Below are 17,239 nucleotides of genomic sequence, written 5' to 3'. Positions count from 1 at the left end.
GTTGATCAGGAATCGCCATCGGTTGTCGAGCGCCCTGTCCGCTGCGGTCACGGGTTGCGGCGCAAAGGGCCGGGCCACATGCTGCGCAATACCCCGTCACGACGCACCCATGCATGCATCAATGCTGCCCCCACGTGCACCAGCACGGTGGCAAACAGCAGGTAGCCGGCCCAGCCATGCGCCTGGCGCAATACGGCGTACAGCTGCAGGTCGTGTGGGGCGATCGCCGGCAGGCCCAGTGGCCGCGGGTAGCCCCCCGCCGACAGCATGGCCCAGCCCAGCAGTGGCATGGCCAGCATCAAGCCGTACAGCAGCAGGTGCGAAGCGCCGGCGGCCCAGCGCTGCGCTGCTGGCAGGTCACCTGGCAAGGGCGGGTGGGGCAGAGCCAGGCGTACGCCGATGCGTAGCACTACCAGCACCAGCAGGGCCAGGCCAGTGGCCTTGTGCAGGCCGATCAGCACGGTATGACGCAGCGACAGGTCCGCGACCATGCTCACGCCGATGAACAGCATGGCCAGAATCAGGATGGCCATCAGCCAGTGCAGCAGGCGGGCGATCGGGTGGAAGGCTTCGGGTCTCATGGGCGGGCTCCAGTGCCGAGCGATTCACGGCTGCGGCGGTTGAAGGATTCCGAATAGGCGGCGGAGCGGGCGGCGAGGATCGGGTCGGCTGACGCTTCCATACCGTGGGGCAGGATCAGCGGGTCGAAGTTGAGGTCGCGGCAGGCGCCTTGTTCGGGGGCATCGACCTGTTCCAGCACCAGGGTGCCGGCATCCACGCTGCGCCGCTCGGCAGGCCAGGGGCGGGCAGGGTCATCCACCGCATCGCCCGGCTCGGCCAGGACCAGGCGCAGGGTCCAGCGCAATGGGCCCTGCGCCAGGCGTTGCTGCAGGTCGTGTTGCAGGAACTGTTTGTCATCGACCTGCGCAGGCAGCGCGGCAAACGCGCTGTGTGGCTCAAGTTGCCAGCGTACCGGGTGGGCGGCACCAGCTGCATCGACCAGGCGGAAGGCGTTGATGCTGTGGTATTGCGTGCTGGCGAAGCTGTTGCTGGGTTTGTAGGCGGCGACCCACTGGCGAAACGCCGCGCTTTCCGGATGGGCGGCGAAGAACGCCTGCAGTTTGCCTGGGTCGGGTTTGCCGGTGGCCGGGTCCGGCGCGCTCGCCAGCACTTGCTCATAGAACCCTTGCGGGGTGCTCACCGCCAGCACCGGCGGGTTGTTCATGCCGGTGCGCCAGATCTGCCCGTCATCGGTGCGCAGCTCGATGGCCAGGCTGCGTACCGGTATGCCGGTATCGGGCGCGAACGGGTTGGCGCCGCCGATGGCGAAGCGGCCGATGACCGGCACCCGTTGCTGGCTGAACACGCGCGCCGTGGACAAGCTGGCAGCCTGCCCGCTGGCCTGGAAGTAGCCGCTGACGCACAGGCCTTTGGCGTGGTTCTTGCGGTAGCCTGGGTAGTGCCCAGCCTGTGCCTCGAACGTGTCGATGATCCGTTGTGGCGTCAGCCGGGGCTCGCCGAGCCAGCCGGCGGCATAGGCAAAGCTGGCGCCGGCCGCCAGCATCACGGCACCGATGGCCGCCAGGCGCAAGGCTCGGGCCTGGCCGTGCAGGGGTGAGTTCATGGTCATTGTCCGGTTCAGTGAAGGTGCCGGTACGACGCCGCCGGCAAGGTCTTATTCCCTCGGCCGGAATAAAATGTCCTGGCAGGCGTCTGCCCCGTACACTGACACCCCCAGAGGCCGGAATTTTGCCATGCACGACCTGGACGACCACCAGTGGCGCGAGCTGCTTGCCCGCCTGCGCCGCTTTGCCGTGTGGCTGACGCGCGAGCCGGGCAGCGCCGATGATCTGGTGCAAGCCACGGTAGAGCGGGCCCTGAGCCGGCGCGATCAACAACGTGATGCCGATGCATTGCGCGCCTGGCTGTTCACCATTCTCTACCGGCTGTTCCTTGACGCTAAGCGCCGTGAGCGCCTGCATGCGCGCTGGCTGTCCTGGTTTGGCCGTGGCGAGCGTGACGAGGAACCGGTTGGCGACAACCTCGAAGCCACCATCCTGGCCCAGGCCGACTTGCAGGCGTTTGCCCGGCTGACGGCACAACAACGTGCCTTGTTGCTGCTGGTCAGTATCGAAGGCTTGAGCTACAAGGAGGCCGCGCAGGCGCTTGGTGTCCCCATTGGCACCGTGATGTCGCGCCTGTCGCGCGCGCGCAATGCCTTGCGTCAACTGACCGAAGGCGCCCCCCAGCCACCAGCCTTGCGGAGACTCAAATGACGCGCCTGATCCCCAGCGAAGACGAATTGCATGCTTATGTCGATGAGCGCCTCGAGCCCGCACGCCGCGCCGAAGTGCAGGCCTGGCTGGCGGCCAACCCGCAGGCAGCGGCCAAGGTCGAGGGCTGGCGTGCCGATGCCCGCCGCTTGCGCGCAGCGCTGGCCGGCTTTGCCGAACTGCCCGGGGCGGCCCAGCTGGACCTTGCCCGCTTGCAGCGGCAAGTGCGCCAGCGCCGGCAGCGGCGCTGGGCCACCGCGGCGGTATTGCTGCTGGCACTGGGGGTGGGCGGCCTGGGCGGTTGGCAGGTCCGCGACCTGAGCCTGACGCACGCCAGCCTGCCGATGGCCGATGCGGTGCAGGCGCACCGTCTGTTCGCCGGCAGCGAGGCGCTGGATATCCAGGCCCGCGACCCGGCGCAGTTGCGCGACTGGCTGGGCCGGCACTTCAGCCGCGTGGGCCAGTTGCCAGACCTGGCAGGGTATGGCTTCACGCCGGTCGGTGCACGCCTGCTGAGCAACGAGCAAGGCCCGGCGGCGTTGCTGGTGTTCGAGGACGGCAAGGGGCAGCGCATCAGCCTGTTCCTGCGCTCACCGGGTGAGCAATACCGGCGCATGCCCGACGGGCAGCGCGTGGAGGGGCAGCTGGAGGCGCGCTATTGGTCGCACGGGGCGTACAACTTTGCCTTGGTCAGCGCGGCTGACGACGTGCGCGGGGCTGGGGTAGGCGAGGCGTTGCGCCTGGGGTTGTGAAAGACAGTGGTACGGCCCGCAGGCGTGGCCCTTTGCAACGCAAAGGCCGGCCATGCGGGGCCGCACGGGCGATGCGATCAGCTCAGTTCCAGCCAGATCGGCGCGTGGTCCGACGGTTTTTCCATCCCGCGCAGCTCGTAGTCCACTCCCGCTGCCTTGATCCGCGGCACCAGGTGCTGTGACGCCATGATCAGATCGATGCGCAGGCCACGCTTGGGCTCGTCTTCGAAGCCACGGCTGCGGTAGTCGAACCAGCTGAAACGGTCGGTAACGTCCGGGTGCAGGTGACGGAAACTGTCAACCAGGCCCCAGCCTTTCAAACGCTCCAGCCACTCGCGCTCTTCCGGCAGGAAACTGCATTTGCCAGTCTTCAGCCAGCGCTTGGCATTGTCCGGGCCGATGCCGATGTCGCAGTCCTGCGGCGAGATATTCATGTCGCCCATCACCAGCAGGGGCTGGTCGTTGCGGAACTGGCCTTCGAGCAGCGCCTGCAAGTCGCTGTAGAAGCGCTGCTTGGCCGGGAACTTGGTGGGGTGGTCGCGGCTCTCGCCTTGCGGAAAGTAGCCGTTCATGATGGTGACCGGGGTGCCGTTGGCATCGGCGAAAGTACCCCAGATGAAGCGGCGCTGGGCATCTTCTTCATCGGTGGCAAAGCCCTTGTGCAGGCTCAGCGGTGCCTGCCGCGAGAGCAGGGCCACGCCATAGTGGCCTTTCTGGCCGTGGTAGTGCACGTGGTAACCCAGTGCCTGCACCTCGGCCGCTGGGAACTGATCGTCGCTGACCTTGGTTTCCTGCAGGCCGATCACGTCCGGCTGGTGCTTTTCGATCAGCGCCGCCAGCTGGTGCGGGCGGGCCCGCAGGCCATTGATGTTGAAACAGACGATCTTCATGGAAAGACAATCCTGGTAAAAGGCGCGATGCTAGCCGACATCGCCTGTCACCACCAGCATGGCGGCTTCGCGAGGCTGCTGCTAACGTGCTTTGCAGGGGGTGAACGATGCACGCTGAGGCGCCTCCAAGGCACTGTATGCCCATTCCAGGAGGTCTGCCCGCAATGCCCGAAACCACTGCCGCTCCGGCTCGTGTCTGCCTGCTCGATGACGGCTACAGCCGCGAAGCGCGTTCGCTGCTGTACAACGCCTACCGCCACGAACCGACCTTTGCCTATATCTTCGAGGCCCAGCGCCCGGGCTATGAACGGCGTTTGCGGGTGATGGTGCGCGAATGGGTTCGCCAGCATTTCTACCTGCAACTGCCCGCCATCGGCCTGCTGCTGGACGACCGCCTGATCGCCCTGGCCCTGATCGTGCCACCGCTGCGCCGGCTGGGCGTGGCCGACAGCTGGGCCTGGCGCCTGCGCATGATGCTGGGCACCGGCCTGCGCTGTACGCGCCGCTACATGGACTACCAGGCCGCCCTGGCCAGTTGCCTGCCCACCGACAAAGTGCATGTGTTGCCGCTGCTCGGCGTGCATCCGCAGTACCAGGGCAAGCAGTACGGCGAGCAACTGTTGCAAGCGGTGCACGACTGGTGCGCAGCGGACGCGAATACCCAAGGCGTGGTACTGGACACCGGCAATGAACACTACCTGGCGTTTTACCAGCGTCAGGGTTATGAAGAAATTGGCGAGGTAGCTGTAGGACCAATCCGAGAGAGAGTGTTCTTTCATCCCAACCCGGTCTCTTCCGATTCCGCTTTTGCCTGAGCGGGCAGCGCAGCGGCTCACTTGAACGCGCGCCTCTGGTAGCATGCGCCGCATGACGTATTCAGGAAGATTGACCTGGGGCCTGGTTATCTGGGCCGCCAGTTTCGCAGCATGGGGCCAGAGCGAGTTGCTGGTGAAGGTTGAACCCGCCAACAAGGCGCTCAAGGCCAATGTCGAAGGCTATATCGGTACCCTCGGCGACCGTGATGAAGAAGCGCTGCTGCGCTTCAGTCGCGGCGCCCAGGAGCAGGCGCGCAAAGCCGCGCAGGCGCTTGGCTACTATCAGGCGCAGATCGACACCGAGGTCAAGCCTGCCAGCGCGGCCGAGCGTTCCCCGCAACTGATCATCACCATCACCCCAGGCGAGCCGATTCGCCTGCGCAACGTGACCGTGCGCATCGAAGGGCCCGCCAGCGAGCTGAAGGCTTTTCGCCTGCCCGACAGCAGGGCCCTGCGTGCCGGTGAACAGCTCAACCACGGCCACTACGAAGATGCCAAGCGGCTGATCCAGAACCAGGCGTCACGCTATGGCTTCTTCAGTGGGCGCTTCAGTCGCCAGCGCCTGGCGGTGGACCCCCAGGCGGGCGTGGCTGATATCGAACTGGTGTACCAGAGCGGCCCGCGCTATCGCCTGGGCGCCGTGACCTTTGGCGGCGACACCCCGCTGGACGACGACCTGCTGCAGCGCATGGTCTCGTTCAAGCCAGGTACACCCTACGACTCCGAACTGGTCGCCGAACTGAACAATGACTTGCAATCGAGCGGCTACTTCGAAGGCGTGCGCGTGGATGCGGCGCCTACCGCCGCCGTCGGCGAAGAGGTCCCCGTGGACGTCCACCTGCAAACGCGCAAGCCGCGCACATTGGGCCTGGGGCTGGGCTTTTCGACCGACGTCGGCCCCCGCGGCAAGGCCAACTGGACCCGCCACTGGGTCAACCCGCAGGGCCATAGCTATGGCTGGGAAACCGAACTGTCGGCACCGCGGCAGAACGTCGGCCTGTGGTACGACATACCGCTCGACCCACCGCTCACCGACAAGCTGCGCTTTGCCGGCGGCTACCAGAACGAGGAAATCGCTGGCACCGACACGCTCAGTAAGCTGCTGACGGTCGGCCCCGAGTGGCACAGCAAGCTGCCCAGTGGCTGGCAGCGGGTGGTCTCGCTCAAGTACCAGCGGGAAGAGTATCGCCTGGGCGACGATTCCGGCTTGAGCAACCTGCTGATGCCGGGCGTGAGCTTCTCGTTCCTGCGCAGCGACAACCGCATCGACCCGCATAACGGCTACCGCCTGCAGTTCGATGTGCAGGCCGCCAAGGAAGGGGTGGTTTCGGACACCAACCTGTTGCATGGCAACGTACTGCTCAAGGGCCTGACCACCCTGGGCCACAACCACAGGCTGCTCGGCCGGGTGCAGTTCGGGGGCAGTGCAACCAATGGCTTCAAGAACAACATTCCACCTTCATTGCGCTTCTTCGCCGGTGGCGACCAGAGCGTGCGCGGCTACGACTACCAGACCCTGTCGCCGAAAAACAGCGATGGCGACCGCATTGGCGGGCGCTACCTGGTAGCGGGCAGTGTCGAGTACCAATACTCGCTGACCGAGAAGTGGCGGCTGGCTACCTTCGTCGACCAGGGCAACTCGTTCAACGACCTTGAGCTGCCGAGCCTGAAGACCGGCGTCGGTTTTGGTGTGCGCTGGGTATCGCCGGTCGGGCCATTGCGCCTGGACCTGGCCAGGGCACTGGATGACGAAGGGGGCATCCGCCTGCACTTTTCCATGGGGCCTGAGCTGTGAAACGTGTGATCAAGTATCTGCTGGCGGGCCTGCTCGGGAGCATTGCCAGCCTGGCTATTGCCGTGGGCCTGCTGCTGGGGACCGAGGCGGGCAGCCGCTGGACGCTGGGCCAGGTGCCCGGGCTAGAGGTGGCGGATTTCCAGGGCCGCCTGGGCGGTAGCTGGCAAGCCAGCCGGCTGGTCTGGGCCGACGGCGCCAGCAGGGTAGAGCTGCAGGCACCGCTGCTGGCCTGGTCGCCTGCATGTTTGCTGCGCGGCACCTTGTGCATCGGCCAGTTGCAGGCCCAGCGCATCGACATGGCCTTTGCTCCAGGCGCTGAGCCGAGCGAAAGCGGCCCGCTGCAACTACCGGCCCTGCGGTTGCCGTTGGCGCTCGAGTTGGGCGAAGTCAAGGTCGGCCAGTTGCGTCTGGACGGCAGTGATCTGCTGGGTGACCTGCACCTGGCTGCGCACTGGACACGCAGCGGGATGCGTATCGACAGCCTGCAGCTGCAGCGTGATGACCTGCAGTTGAGCCTGCAGGGCGACCTGCAGCCCGAAGGCGACTGGCCGGTGCAACTGCAGGCGCAGCTGCAACTGCCTGCAGTAGACGGCAAACCTTGGCAGGTGGCACTGACCGCCAGCGGCGAACTGCAGAATAGCTTGAAGCTGGCCGGGACCAGCAGTGGCTACCTCGACGCTACCCTGAGCGGGCAGCTGCAGGCGCTGGCCGAGCATCTGCCGGCAACCTTGCAGGTTCGCGCCGAGGCATTCAAACCAACCGGTTCGCTACCCGACACCCTGCAGTTCAACCAACTCAAGCTCGATGCCAAGGGCAACCTGCTCAGCGGCTATCAGCTGTCGGGCTCTGCCCGCCTGCCCGCCGAACAGTCGCCAGTGGCCTTGCTGTTGTCTGGATTGGTCGACAGCAAAGGGGCCAGGCTGGATGCCCTGGACCTGAGCGCCAGCGACACCCAGCGCGTCAAGCTGCAAGCCACGGCCGACTGGCAGCAAGGCCTGGTCGCCGATGCCCAGGTGGACTGGCAGGACTTCCCGTGGCTGCGCCTGTACCCGCTGGAGACGCCGCCCCAGGTCACGCTCAAGCGCTTCATCGCACAGGTGCATTACCGCGATGGCAATTACCAGGGCAGCTTCAACGGCGATCTGGATGGCCCGGCCGGGCCGTTCAGCCTGGCCAGCCCGTTCCAAGGGGACCTGAGCCAGGTCAAGCTGCCGCAGTTGGCGCTGAGTGCCGGGCAAGGCAAGGCTGAAGGCAGTGTTGCCGTGGGGTTTGCCGAACACCTGGCATGGGACGTTGCCCTGCAGCTTTCGGCGCTCGACCCGGCCTATTGGCTGGCCGAGCTGCCAGGCACCCTGGCCGGGCCGCTGCGCAGCAAGGGCGAGCTCAAAGGTGATGCGCTGAGCCTGGAGGCCCAGCTGGACCTGAAAGGCCGTCTGCGCGGCCAGCCGGCGGTGCTCAAGGTCGACGCCCAAGGGGCAGGGGAGCGTTGGACGCTGGGCGCCTTGGCCATCCAACTGGGTGACAACCGCATCATGGGCAGTGGTAGCCTGCAACAACGCCTGGCCGGGCGGATCGACCTCGACCTGCCGCGCCTGGGCCAGTTGTGGCCAAGGCTGCAGGGCCAGGTCAAGGGCCGGCTGGACGTCGCCGGTACCTTGCAGGCCCCGCAAGGTACCTTGGCCGTGCAAGGCCAGCGGCTGGCCCTGGCTGAGAACCGCCTGCAGCAGCTGGACCTGGACGCCCGCCTGGATAACGCCCAGCGCGGCGTGCTGGTGCTCAAGGCCAGCGGCATCCACCTGGGTGACACGGCATTGGGTGAGCTGCAGGCCAACGGCAAGGGCGATATTCGCCAGCAAGCGCTGACCTTGGCGCTGGACGGGCCGCAACTCAAACTCGACCTGGGCCTGGATGGCCAGTTGAACAAGGGGGACTGGCGTGGGCGCCTGGCCAGCGGGCGAATCCAGGCCGGTGGCCAGGACTGGCAGTTGCAGGCACCGGCGCGCCTGCAGCGGCTGGCCAGCGGCCAGCTGGACTTCGGTGCCCATTGCTGGCGCTCCGGCCAGGCCAGCCTGTGTGGCGAGGACCAGCGCCTGGCCCCGGATCCACGCTTGCGCTACCACCTCAAGCAGTTCCCGCTGGACAGCCTGGCCCAGTGGCTGCCGAAAGACTTCGCCTGGCAGGGCCTGCTCAATGCCGACATCAATCTGGACATTCCCGCCAGCGGTCCCAAGGGCAGCATCGTCGTCGACGCCAGTGGCGGTACCCTGCGTGTGCGTGACCAGCAGCGCTGGGTCGACTTCCCCTATCAGGCCCTGCGCCTGGACAGCACACTGGCACCACGGCGCATCGATACCCGCCTGGTGTTCCGTGGCCAGCGCCTCGGTGAGCTGAACGTCAATACCCGCCTCGACCCGCTGGGCAGGAACAAGCCGTTGTCCGGTGATTTCCGCCTGGCCGGCCTCGACCTGTCAGTGGCGCGACCGTTCGTGCCGATGGTCGAGCGCCTGGCCGGGCAGCTCAATGGCAGTGGACGGCTGTCGGGTACCCTGCTGGCGCCGCAGGTCAACGGCAACCTGGTGCTCAGCGGCGGCGAGGTCAGTGGCGCCGAGCTGCCGGTCAGCCTCGAAGGCCTGTCGTTGCAGGCGTTGATTGCCGGCGAGCAGGTACAGCTTGCGGGTGACTGGCGCAGTGGCGAGGCGGGGCGGGGCCAGTTGCGCGGCAACCTCACATGGGGCCAGGCACTGGGCATGGACGTGCACCTGCAAGGCCAGCAACTGCCCGTCACCGTCGAGCCCTATGCCACGCTGGAGGTCGCACCTGACCTGACCTTGCGCCTGATCGACGACAAGCTGGCAGTCACCGGCAAGGTGCAAGTACCCAAAGGCACGATCACCGTGCGTGAGTTGCCACCGTCCACCGTTAAAGTGTCGGACGACGCGGTGATCGTCGGCCACCAGACCGAACAGGGTACCCCCCCCATGGCGATGGCCATGGACATCGACGTCGAGGTGGGCCACGACAAGCTGGCATTCAGTGGCTTTGGTCTGAAGGCCAACCTGCTCGGCCATGTGCACATCGGCGACAATCTGGATACCCGTGGTGAACTGAGCCTGGCCGACGGGCGCTACCGCGCCTACGGCCAGCGCCTGACCATTCGCCGTGCGCGACTACTGTTTGCCGGGCCGATCGACCAGCCTTACCTGGACATCGAAGCGATCCGCAAGGTTGACGACGTGATTGCCGGTATCCGCCTGACTGGCAGTGCAGAGCAACCCACTACCAAGGTGTTTTCGGAGCCGGCCATGAGCCAGGAGCAGGCATTGTCATACCTGGTGCTGGGACGGCCTCTGGGCGCTTCCGGCGAAGACAGCAACATGCTTGCCGAGGCGGCTCTGGGCCTGGGCTTGGCCGGTAGCGCCGGTATCACCGGCAGCCTGGCTTCGAGTTTGGGGATTGATGATTTCCAGCTGGACACCGAAGGTTCCGGCACCACCACCAGCGTGGTCGCCAGCGGTAACCTGACCGAGAAGCTGAGCCTGCGCTACGGCGTCGGGGTGTTCGAACCCGCCAATACCATTGCGTTGCGCTACAAGCTGAGCAAGAAGGTCTACCTCGAGGCTGCCAGCGGGTTGGCCAGTTCACTGGATATCTTCTACAAGCGCGACTTCTGAGCCGCGCCGGGGCGGCCGTCAACGGACCGTAGCCGCCTCGATGAACTCATTGGTATCGGGCGAAAGCGGGGGGCTGGGGGCTCGTACCGGGATGATCAGCTTGGTGTACTCCTCGATCAGCCGGTTGAGGGCTTCGGGTGGCTCGCTGGCCTGGAACTGCATGCGGATCTGCACTTCGTCGGGGTCACGGCTTTCCCCTTGGCGGCCTTGGCCGCCGATCGTGACCTTGAAACTCGCGGCCTGGTGTTCGCTGGCGGTCAGCAGTGCCCGTTGTGCTTCGGTACCTTTGACCCGGACCGACAGGTCGACCTGCATACGCTCCAGGGCCAGGCCCTTGGGCGAGACCAGCGCGAACAGGGGGACGCGCATGATGTGCTGGCCGTCCATCGCTACCTCGACCATCTTGGCTTTCATGGGCGCGCCCAAGGCTTCGGTGTCACAGTCGAAGAACTGGTCGAACAGGTTGATATACTGCTGCGCGATCAGACCGTTGGTAGCGCTGGCGGCTTCTTGCAGGCCACGCGTAATCTCACGCAGGTCGATGGAAGTCATCGGGGCAGGAACTTTGTCCACTCACTTGGCTCCTCTGGACGGTAGTGCCCCCACCCTGCCGAGTGGGGGCTTTTTTGTGGTTTTTGCGTGGTTCAAGGCGCCATGGCGCCGTTGCGGGCACCGGCTCCAGCGTCGGCGCCCTTGTTATTCAGCGTGTCGGCCGTCGAGATCGCATCGGGGCTTTCCAGTGCTGCCGTCTTGACCACGGTCGGTTTGGTGGCGGCGTCGGTAAGGAAGTCGATCACCCGCATCAGCGCTTCCGGAGGGTCCTGGCGCTTGAGGGTGGTATTGAAGGCATAGCGGGCGCGGGTATCGGTCTTGCGGGTTTGCGTGGACTTGTGGCTGATGCTGCCTTTCATGTTGAGTTTGAACGGTCCCCAGCCCAGCGAGGCGGCCATTTCGCCGCCCTTTTCGCTGCTGGATGTGTCTTCCGCCGACTGTTCGATGGTCAGTTCGAACTCGACTTTACCTTCTTCGATGGCGATGTTCGGGTGGGTAATGGCCGCCAGCAGCGGCACTTTCATGGTCTTGCTGACCACGCCCTTGTATTCGCCCTGTTCGTCGACAATGGTTTCGTCGTAGTCGAACTGGATGGCGACCGCTTTGCCGTCCTGGATACATACTTGCATCAGGAAGTCGGCGTATGACTTGCTCGCGGTGACCTGGGCCTGAACCATCGCCTGCAGCGGGCCGGCAATCATGCGGTCCATCGGCAACGAGTTGATGACGGATCCAATGAGGCTGTTATCTATCATGACTGGTCTCTCTTTCTGGTTGGGTGTGACAAGCGATCGTTAGCGACCGGCCACGGGGGGTGAGGCTCAGCGAGCGCACGCTTCCTGGCGACGGATGTTGCCGATCTGGCGCAGGCTGAGGCCGTACTTGTTGGCCAACAGGCTGCGTGACAAGCCGTTGGCGCTTTCTTTCTGAATTTGCAGATTGCGCAGTTGACGCAGGAAGTGGTCGGCCTTGGGAATTTCCAAGGCGACCCCGGCAAAACGCTTGATCAGTGCGTCAAGTGCTTCGGCCGGCAGAACGTCGGCGAGCTTGGTGCGCTCACGGTACTTGGGGATGTACTTGGGTCTGCCGCCATATGCGCAGGTGAGCTGATAGGCGTTTTCGATGCCGATGCAGTCGATCAGGGCCTGCAACGAATGGGGCAGCTGGCTGGTATCGATTTGGCTCAAGTCTGGTAATTCCATGTGGCGCTCCTCGGGGATGGATGGGATTACTACCCGATCACCAGCGGCGTTATGTCGACGGTGTGACTGAATTTTCTGCGACGGCCCTGGCTGGTCGCTAGGCGACATAGGGGTTTGGGCTTGTAGCTTCGGAGAACAGCTTTTGCAGGCAGCGATATCCGGCGCTGTAGGACATGGATTCAACACTCGGCTGTAGCGGGCGGTTTCCCATCAGGTCTCCTCCGGGTATGCCTGTTGGGTCCGGTACCTCTTAGTCGCACGGATAGCTGCTCAGCAGACTGGCGCTGCGCAAGTAAGCCTGGGGGGTGTCGAGCATGCCTTGCGGCAGCGTGCGCCAATCGACCAGCAGGCACAGCGCATGCAGCGGCTGGCCGTCGCGCTGGCCGACTACCTGGCCGGCAAAGGTGCGTCGGTACACAGCCTGGGTTTGCTGCAGCGCTTGGACCCGGTCAGCTTGGGCCAAGGTTTGCCGGGCCAGCTGGGGCAGCAGCGCCGGCGCCACGCTGAAATGCACGGATGCACCGTTTGCCTGCAGGTAGCCGGCCTGGCGCACCCGTTGCCAGAGTTGTTGCCACTGGCTGGCACCGGCCTGGTCTGCCAGGTTGCGCCCCAGCTCAAGCAGTTGCTCGGCCGAAGCCTGGCGGGTATCGAGTGCATGCAAGGAAAAGGGCGTCAGAAACAGGGATGCGAACAGCAGGGGTTTGTACATGGTGACTCCGGCGGGTAACTCGGGAGCCCCATGCTTTCAGGCCGCCGCCGGCTCACCCAGCAGGAAATCCAGCGCCGGGGCCGGCCGGCGTTGTATCATTGCCGCGGCTCGTTGCGAGCCATTTGCCCCGATGTTGCAAGGAACCTTCGATGACACACGTGCAGCGCCTCAAATATTCCATTCTGATCATTCTGGTCGTCCTGGGCCTGATGCTGGGCCTGTCCCATCTGCAGAAGCAGGGCACGATCAGTGAACAGACCTTTCAGATACTGGCGATTGCCATCGCCGTGGTGGTCGTGGTGATCAACGGCATCTTGCGGCGCAAGGTCAAGCCCTGACGAGCTGGGCCGGCCTGGTGTGGCCGGCCGCCCACTCAGCGTGAAGACGCCTGCTCCAGCACGGCGCGTGCCTGGGGGTGGAGGCTGTAGCACTTGTCGCTGCCCAGCTGGATGACGCCTTCCGCGCACAACCGCTTGAGCACTTCGCGCACGCTGAGGAACGACAGCGGAATATCCAGCTGTTCCAGTTGGGCGTGCACGCCGCGCACACCGATGCTGCGGCCACTGCGCTGGGCGACGTGCAGGGTGTCGATCACCTTGAGGCGGATCAGGCTGGTGCGCAGGCCGAAGGTGCGCAACAACTCGCGAATCTGTTCGTTGCCGGTGCGTCCGTCGGCCAGTGCGTCCTGTCCCTGGGGCGCTTTGCCCGGGACGCGCCCGGCCTGGATCGAGGATGGCGGGTTGTACATGTGAATGCTCCTTTTCGTCGACGAACCCGAAACAATCGGTGCCTCACTGACTAAGACGAATGAGAAGGGAAAAACTGCAGCCCTTCGGTGAAAAAAAATGCCGGTTACTGTGCAAGACGTTTCATCAGCCGGTGCCTGGTAAAATTTCCATTCAGGTATTCGTCTGATCGGGATGACCCCCGAAATCGAGGAATGCCTGTGTTTCCACTCTCCCGTCCCATGACTTGCGCTGGTCTGGCTGTCGCCCTGGTGGCGTTCAGCGCAGGTGTTCCGGCACAGACCGCCGCAGGCGAAGCCAGCGCGCAGATTCGTCGCACCAGCTATGGCGTGCCGCATATCGTGGCCAAGGATGAGCGGGGTCTGGGCTATGGCATCGGCTACGCCTATGCCCAGGACAACCTGTGCCTGCTGGGTAACGAGGTGCTGACCGTCAGCGGCGAACGGTCGCGATATTTCGGTGCCAACGGCAAGACGCTGGAGCAGCGCGACAACCTGGCGAGTGACCTGTTCTTCACCTGGCTCAACAGCCCCTCGGCGGTCAATGCGTTCTGGCAGGCACAACCGGCCTCGGTCCAGGCGCTGCTGGCGGGCTATGCCAGCGGCTACAACCGGGCCCTGGCCGAGCGCCGTGGCCAAGGGTTGCCCGCCGAGTGCGGCAATGGCGAGTGGTTGCGACCGATCAGTAGCGAAGACCTGGTCAAGCTGACCCGCCGGCTGTTGGCCGAAGGGGGTGTCGGGCAGTTCGTCGAAGCCCTGGCGGGTGCGCAACCGCCCAGTCTGGCCGACCGGCAGGCCACGAGCGGCTATGCCACGGCGCTGGCCCGGCAGGAACGTTTTGCCCTGGAGCGCGGTAGCAATGCGGTGGCCTTGGGCGCCCGGCGTTCGGCCAATGGTCGCGGCCTGTTGCTGGCCAACCCGCACTTCCCGTGGATGGGGGGCATGCGCTTCTATCAGATGCAGCTGACCATCCCCGGCAAGCTCGATGTAATGGGGGCGGCATTGCCGGGGCTGCCCGTGGTCAATATCGGTTTCAACCAGCACCTGGCCTGGACGCACACGGTCGATACGTCGCAGCACTTTACCCTGTACCGTCTGCAGCTCGACCCCAAGGACCCGACCCGCTACCTGCTCGATGGTAAATCGCTGCCACTGGTCCGGCAGACCATCAGCGTTGCAGTCAAGGCCGAGGATGGCAGCCTGAGCCAGGTACAACGCCAGGTCTACAGTTCGCGTTTCGGCCCGGTGGTGCAGTGGCCCGGGCGCCTCGACTGGGACAGCCGCACGGCCTATAGCTTGCGGGATGCCAACCTGGAAAACACCCGGGTATTGCAGCAGTGGTACCAGATCAACCGCGCCGACAGCCTGGCAACGCTGCAGGGTTCGATCGGGCAGTTGCAGGGTATTCCCTGGGTCAATACGCTGGCGGTGGACCAGGGTGGCCAGGCCTTGTACCTGAACCAGTCGGTGGTGCCCTATGTCGACCAGCAGTTGCTCGACACCTGCAGCAATCCGCAGGCCCAGGGTCGCCTGGTAGTGCTGGATGGCTCGCGCAGCGTGTGTGCCTGGAAAGTGGATGCGCAGGCGGCACAGCCAGGTATCTTCCCGGCACGCCTGCTGCCAAGCCTCCAGCGCAGCGATTTCGTACAGAACTCCAACGACCCGGCCTGGATGACCAACCCGGCGCAGCCGCTGACCGGCTATTCGCCGTTGATAAGCCGTAGCGACCAGCCGCTGGGCATGCGTGGCCGATTTGCCCTGCAACGCTTGCAGGGCAAGGCCCGGTTGAGTATCGATGATCTGCAACGCATGGTGACCGACGATGAGGTGTACCTGGCCAGCCTGGTGTTGCCAGACCTGCTGCAATGGTGCCAGGGCGCCGCTGCCGATGTGCAGGCCGTATGCCGCAGCCTGGCGGCCTGGAATGGCAAGGCCGACCTCGACAGTGGCATTGGCCTGGTGCACTTCAACAACCTGTTCGAGGCGCTGGCCAAACACCCGGAAAGCTGGCGGGTGGCTTTCGACCCGGCCGACCCGCAGCATACCCCGCGTGGCCTGGCGGTCGAGCAGGCGGCGGTGCGCAAACGGCTGCACCAGGCGGCGCTGGCGTCGCTCAGGCAGGTGAATGAAAGTGGTGTGGCAGGGCAGGTGCGCTGGGGCCAGGTGCAACAGGCCGTCGATGGCACCCCGGTGCCGGGCGGCCCGCAAGCGTTGGGCGTGTACAACGCGATCCACAGCGTGCCGCACGGGCAGGGCAAGCGGCTGGTGGTCAGTGGTACCAGCTACCTGCAACTGGTCAGCTTTACCGACAAGGGGCCGGAGGCGCGCGGGTTGCTGGCGTTTTCTCAGTCCAGCGAAGCCGGTTCGGCGCACTTTGGCGACCAGACCAAGGCCTTTTCGGCCAAGCAACTGCTGCCATTACCGTTTACCGAGGCACAAATCCAGGCCGACCCTGAGTACCGGCAGTATGTGATCCGCGAGGGGGACGAGGGCGCGCTGGCCAGCCAGCCTTGAGGCGCTGACACAGGCACTGCACCCCTGACAGCAAGCGGTGCAGTGCTTGTGCTACAGCGTCAGGAAAACTCGAACGGCGCCAGCTGAAAGCCCTGCTCGTCAACCTGCAAGACCCAACCCCGGCGGTCCCAGTCACCCAGCACGATGCGTCGTGCCGGTTGCCCATCGACCACCAGCTTGTGGATCGCCGGCCGGTGAGTATGGCCATGCACCAATGTGCGTACGCCATGCACGGCCATTACCTGGGGCACTTCTTCCGGCGTCACATCGACGATCTCGGTAGCCTTCATCCGTACTTGCGTGCGGCTTTCGCTGCGCAGCTTGTGCGCCAACTGGTACCGCGCCGCCAGCGGCAGGTGGCGCAAGATCCACAGGCTCAGCGGGTTGCGCAGCAAACGGCGCATCTTCATGTAGCCCAGGTCACGCGTGCACAAGGTGTCGCCATGCATCAGCAACACCGGTTCGCCAGCGAGTTCGATCACGCTGGGGTCGGCCAGCAAGGTGCAGCCTGCGGCGTCACAGAAGGCCTGGCCAATCAGGAAGTCGCGGTTGCCATGCATCAGGTAGATGGCCGTGCCGCTGTCGCTCAGCCGGCGCATGGCCTGGCAGATCGACTGCTGGAAGGGTGTCATGGCGTCGTCGCCGATCCACGCTTCGAAGAAGTCGCCGAGGATGTACAAGGCCTTGGCGTGGCGGGCACGACCATCGAGCAAATCAAGAAACGCCCGGGTAATGTCCGGGCGTTCTTCTTGCAGGTGCAGATCGGAGATCAGCAGGATCACTCAATGATCTCGGCTTTCTCGATGATCACATCGTCTTTCGGCACGTCCTGGTGGCCAGCCTTGGAGCCGGTCGCGACCTTTTCGATGACATCGACGATTTCACGGCCTTCGATCACTTCGCCGAACACCGCGTAACCCCAGCCCTGCACGTTCTTGCCGCTGTGGTTGAGGAAGTCGTTGTCAGAGGCGTTGATGAAGAACTGCGCCGAGGCGGAGTGCGGCTCCATGGTACGGGCCATGGCGATGCTGTACTTCTTGTTCTTCAGGCCGTTGTCGGCTTCGTTCTGGATGCTGGCGCGGGTCTTCTTCTGGCTCATGCCAGGCTCGAAGCCGCCGCCCTGGATCATGAAGCCCCTGATCACGCGGTGGAACACGGTGCCGTTGTAGTGGCCATCCTTGACGTACTGAACGAAGTTTTCGGTAGTCAGCGGCGCTTTTTCGGCGTCCAGTTGCAGGACGATGTCGCCGTGGTTGGTGCTCAGTTTGACTTTGGACATGCTGAAATTCGCTCTTTCAAGGCAATCGGGAATTAGGGTGCG

17 protein-coding genes are annotated in these 17,239 nt (G+C 64.8%); 7 read left to right on the top strand and 10 right to left on the bottom strand.

Features of this window, described 5'->3' with window-relative positions:
- Nucleotides 1-47: 47 nt before the first annotated feature.
- Both ACLEJP_RS14890 and ACLEJP_RS14885 read right to left on the bottom strand, forming a co-directional pair.
- Entirely contained in the window at nucleotides 48-581 is a 534-nt protein-coding gene (locus ACLEJP_RS14890; protein ID WP_440807540.1) for a cytochrome b, read from the bottom strand.
- Nucleotides 578-1,630: a catalase family peroxidase gene (locus ACLEJP_RS14885; protein ID WP_440807538.1), complete on the bottom strand. Its 1,053-nt coding sequence runs from the start codon at nucleotides 1,628-1,630 to the stop codon at nucleotides 578-580. The genes ACLEJP_RS14890 and ACLEJP_RS14885 overlap by 4 nt, the downstream gene beginning before the upstream one ends.
- 124 nt (nucleotides 1,631-1,754) lie before the next feature.
- On the opposite strand from ACLEJP_RS14885, the gene ACLEJP_RS14880 reads away from it, so the two are divergent.
- Both ACLEJP_RS14880 and ACLEJP_RS14875 read left to right on the top strand, forming a co-directional pair.
- Complete coding sequence (locus ACLEJP_RS14880; RefSeq protein ID WP_440807536.1) at nucleotides 1,755-2,276, top strand: sigma-70 family RNA polymerase sigma factor; 522 nt, start codon at nucleotides 1,755-1,757, stop codon at nucleotides 2,274-2,276.
- A complete protein-coding gene (locus ACLEJP_RS14875) occupies nucleotides 2,273-3,025 on the top strand; it encodes an anti-sigma factor family protein (RefSeq protein WP_440807534.1) in 753 nt (250 codons plus the stop codon). Before ACLEJP_RS14880 ends, ACLEJP_RS14875 begins: the two co-directional genes overlap by 4 nt.
- Nucleotides 3,026-3,102: 77 nt before the next feature.
- Here ACLEJP_RS14875 and xthA read toward each other — a convergent pair whose 3' ends face one another.
- On the bottom strand, nucleotides 3,103-3,915 hold the full coding sequence (gene xthA / locus ACLEJP_RS14870; RefSeq protein ID WP_440807531.1) for an exodeoxyribonuclease III: 813 nt from the start codon (nucleotides 3,913-3,915) through the stop codon (nucleotides 3,103-3,105).
- 164 nt (nucleotides 3,916-4,079) lie between these two features.
- Here xthA and ACLEJP_RS14865 point away from each other — a divergent pair, with 164 nt between their 5' ends.
- From ACLEJP_RS14865 to ACLEJP_RS14855, 3 genes are read left to right on the top strand one after another with little or no spacing between them, the layout of a single operon-like run.
- Complete coding sequence (locus ACLEJP_RS14865; RefSeq protein WP_289131397.1) at nucleotides 4,080-4,730, top strand: GNAT family N-acetyltransferase; 651 nt, start codon at nucleotides 4,080-4,082, stop codon at nucleotides 4,728-4,730.
- Nucleotides 4,731-4,782: 52 nt separating this feature from the next.
- Nucleotides 4,783-6,525, top strand: a complete 1,743-nt coding sequence (locus tag ACLEJP_RS14860; RefSeq protein WP_440807529.1) for an autotransporter assembly complex protein TamA — start codon at nucleotides 4,783-4,785, stop codon at nucleotides 6,523-6,525.
- Entirely contained in the window at nucleotides 6,522-10,196 is a 3,675-nt protein-coding gene (locus tag ACLEJP_RS14855; protein WP_440807526.1) for a translocation/assembly module TamB domain-containing protein, read from the top strand. Before ACLEJP_RS14860 ends, ACLEJP_RS14855 begins: the two co-directional genes overlap by 4 nt.
- An 18-nt stretch (nucleotides 10,197-10,214) precedes the next feature.
- Here the strand turns inward: ACLEJP_RS14855 and ACLEJP_RS14850 are convergent, their stop codons facing one another.
- From ACLEJP_RS14850 to ACLEJP_RS14835, 4 genes are all read right to left on the bottom strand, one after another.
- Nucleotides 10,215-10,769 carry a DUF2589 domain-containing protein gene (locus tag ACLEJP_RS14850; protein ID WP_440807523.1) on the bottom strand — a complete coding sequence of 185 codons (555 nt, stop codon included), beginning with the start codon at nucleotides 10,767-10,769 and terminating at the stop codon, nucleotides 10,215-10,217.
- A gap of 71 nt (nucleotides 10,770-10,840) precedes the next feature.
- Nucleotides 10,841-11,503 (bottom strand): DUF2589 domain-containing protein, encoded by a 663-nt coding sequence (locus ACLEJP_RS14845; protein WP_440807520.1) that lies wholly within the window; start codon nucleotides 11,501-11,503, stop codon nucleotides 10,841-10,843.
- Between the two features lie 66 nt (nucleotides 11,504-11,569).
- Nucleotides 11,570-11,950 (bottom strand): Mor transcription activator family protein, encoded by a 381-nt coding sequence (locus ACLEJP_RS14840; protein ID WP_225778040.1) that lies wholly within the window; start codon nucleotides 11,948-11,950, stop codon nucleotides 11,570-11,572.
- A gap of 250 nt (nucleotides 11,951-12,200) precedes the next feature.
- The gene (locus ACLEJP_RS14835) at nucleotides 12,201-12,659 is read right to left on the bottom strand and encodes a hypothetical protein (protein WP_440807519.1); all 459 of its coding nucleotides are present in this window, start codon (nucleotides 12,657-12,659) and stop codon (nucleotides 12,201-12,203) included.
- A 149-nt stretch (nucleotides 12,660-12,808) separates the two neighbouring features.
- Here ACLEJP_RS14835 and ACLEJP_RS14830 point away from each other — a divergent pair, with 149 nt between their 5' ends.
- On the top strand, nucleotides 12,809-12,997 hold the full coding sequence (locus ACLEJP_RS14830; protein WP_225778038.1) for a hypothetical protein: 189 nt from the start codon (nucleotides 12,809-12,811) through the stop codon (nucleotides 12,995-12,997).
- A 35-nt stretch (nucleotides 12,998-13,032) separates the two neighbouring features.
- Here the strand turns inward: ACLEJP_RS14830 and ACLEJP_RS14825 are convergent, their stop codons facing one another.
- The gene (locus ACLEJP_RS14825) at nucleotides 13,033-13,407 is read right to left on the bottom strand and encodes a fe2+ zn2+ uptake regulation protein (RefSeq protein ID WP_225778037.1); all 375 of its coding nucleotides are present in this window, start codon (nucleotides 13,405-13,407) and stop codon (nucleotides 13,033-13,035) included.
- A 198-nt stretch (nucleotides 13,408-13,605) separates the two neighbouring features.
- On the opposite strand from ACLEJP_RS14825, the gene pvdQ reads away from it, so the two are divergent.
- Complete coding sequence (gene pvdQ, locus ACLEJP_RS14820; RefSeq protein ID WP_440807516.1) at nucleotides 13,606-15,918, top strand: bifunctional acylase PvdQ; 2,313 nt, start codon at nucleotides 13,606-13,608, stop codon at nucleotides 15,916-15,918.
- Nucleotides 15,919-15,977: 59 nt separating this feature from the next.
- On the opposite strand, the gene ACLEJP_RS14815 is transcribed toward pvdQ, so the two are convergent.
- Both ACLEJP_RS14815 and ACLEJP_RS14810 read right to left on the bottom strand, forming a co-directional pair.
- Nucleotides 15,978-16,700 carry a UDP-2,3-diacylglucosamine diphosphatase gene (locus ACLEJP_RS14815; protein WP_440807514.1) on the bottom strand — a complete coding sequence of 241 codons (723 nt, stop codon included), beginning with the start codon at nucleotides 16,698-16,700 and terminating at the stop codon, nucleotides 15,978-15,980.
- Nucleotides 16,697-17,197 (bottom strand): peptidylprolyl isomerase, encoded by a 501-nt coding sequence (locus ACLEJP_RS14810; RefSeq protein ID WP_440807512.1) that lies wholly within the window; start codon nucleotides 17,195-17,197, stop codon nucleotides 16,697-16,699. The genes ACLEJP_RS14815 and ACLEJP_RS14810 overlap by 4 nt, the downstream gene beginning before the upstream one ends.
- Nucleotides 17,198-17,239: the final 42 nt, after the last annotated feature.

It is taken from the genome of Pseudomonas sp. SMV7, from assembly GCF_052041995.1.
GTDB lineage: Bacteria > Pseudomonadota > Gammaproteobacteria > Pseudomonadales > Pseudomonadaceae > Aquipseudomonas.
Note: the sequence above shows the minus strand (reverse complement) of the source record. Positions and strands in the feature narration are given on the sequence as shown.

What these genes read in the sequence shown, in the direction of transcription:
- xthA (WP_440807531.1), bottom strand. Translation starts at nt 3,915, where the DNA reads ATGAAGATCGTCTGTTTCAACATCAATGGCCTGCGGGCCCGCCCGCAC.
- ACLEJP_RS14840 (WP_225778040.1), bottom strand. Translation starts at nt 11,950, where the DNA reads ATGGAATTACCAGACTTGAGCCAAATCGATACCAGCCAGCTGCCCCAT.
- ACLEJP_RS14890 (WP_440807540.1), bottom strand. Translation starts at nt 581, where the DNA reads ATGAGACCCGAAGCCTTCCACCCGATCGCCCGCCTGCTGCACTGGCTG.
- ACLEJP_RS14875 (WP_440807534.1), top strand. Translation starts at nt 2,273, where the DNA reads ATGACGCGCCTGATCCCCAGCGAAGACGAATTGCATGCTTATGTCGAT.
- ACLEJP_RS14845 (WP_440807520.1), bottom strand. Translation starts at nt 11,503, where the DNA reads ATGATAGATAACAGCCTCATTGGATCCGTCATCAACTCGTTGCCGATG.
- ACLEJP_RS14880 (WP_440807536.1), top strand. Translation starts at nt 1,755, where the DNA reads ATGCACGACCTGGACGACCACCAGTGGCGCGAGCTGCTTGCCCGCCTG.
- ACLEJP_RS14885 (WP_440807538.1), bottom strand. Translation starts at nt 1,630, where the DNA reads ATGACCATGAACTCACCCCTGCACGGCCAGGCCCGAGCCTTGCGCCTG.
- ACLEJP_RS14830 (WP_225778038.1), top strand. Translation starts at nt 12,809, where the DNA reads ATGACACACGTGCAGCGCCTCAAATATTCCATTCTGATCATTCTGGTC.
- ACLEJP_RS14810 (WP_440807512.1), bottom strand. Translation starts at nt 17,197, where the DNA reads ATGTCCAAAGTCAAACTGAGCACCAACCACGGCGACATCGTCCTGCAA.
- ACLEJP_RS14835 (WP_440807519.1), bottom strand. Translation starts at nt 12,659, where the DNA reads ATGTACAAACCCCTGCTGTTCGCATCCCTGTTTCTGACGCCCTTTTCC.
- ACLEJP_RS14865 (WP_289131397.1), top strand. Translation starts at nt 4,080, where the DNA reads ATGCCCGAAACCACTGCCGCTCCGGCTCGTGTCTGCCTGCTCGATGAC.
- ACLEJP_RS14825 (WP_225778037.1), bottom strand. Translation starts at nt 13,407, where the DNA reads ATGTACAACCCGCCATCCTCGATCCAGGCCGGGCGCGTCCCGGGCAAA.
- ACLEJP_RS14860 (WP_440807529.1), top strand. Translation starts at nt 4,783, where the DNA reads ATGACGTATTCAGGAAGATTGACCTGGGGCCTGGTTATCTGGGCCGCC.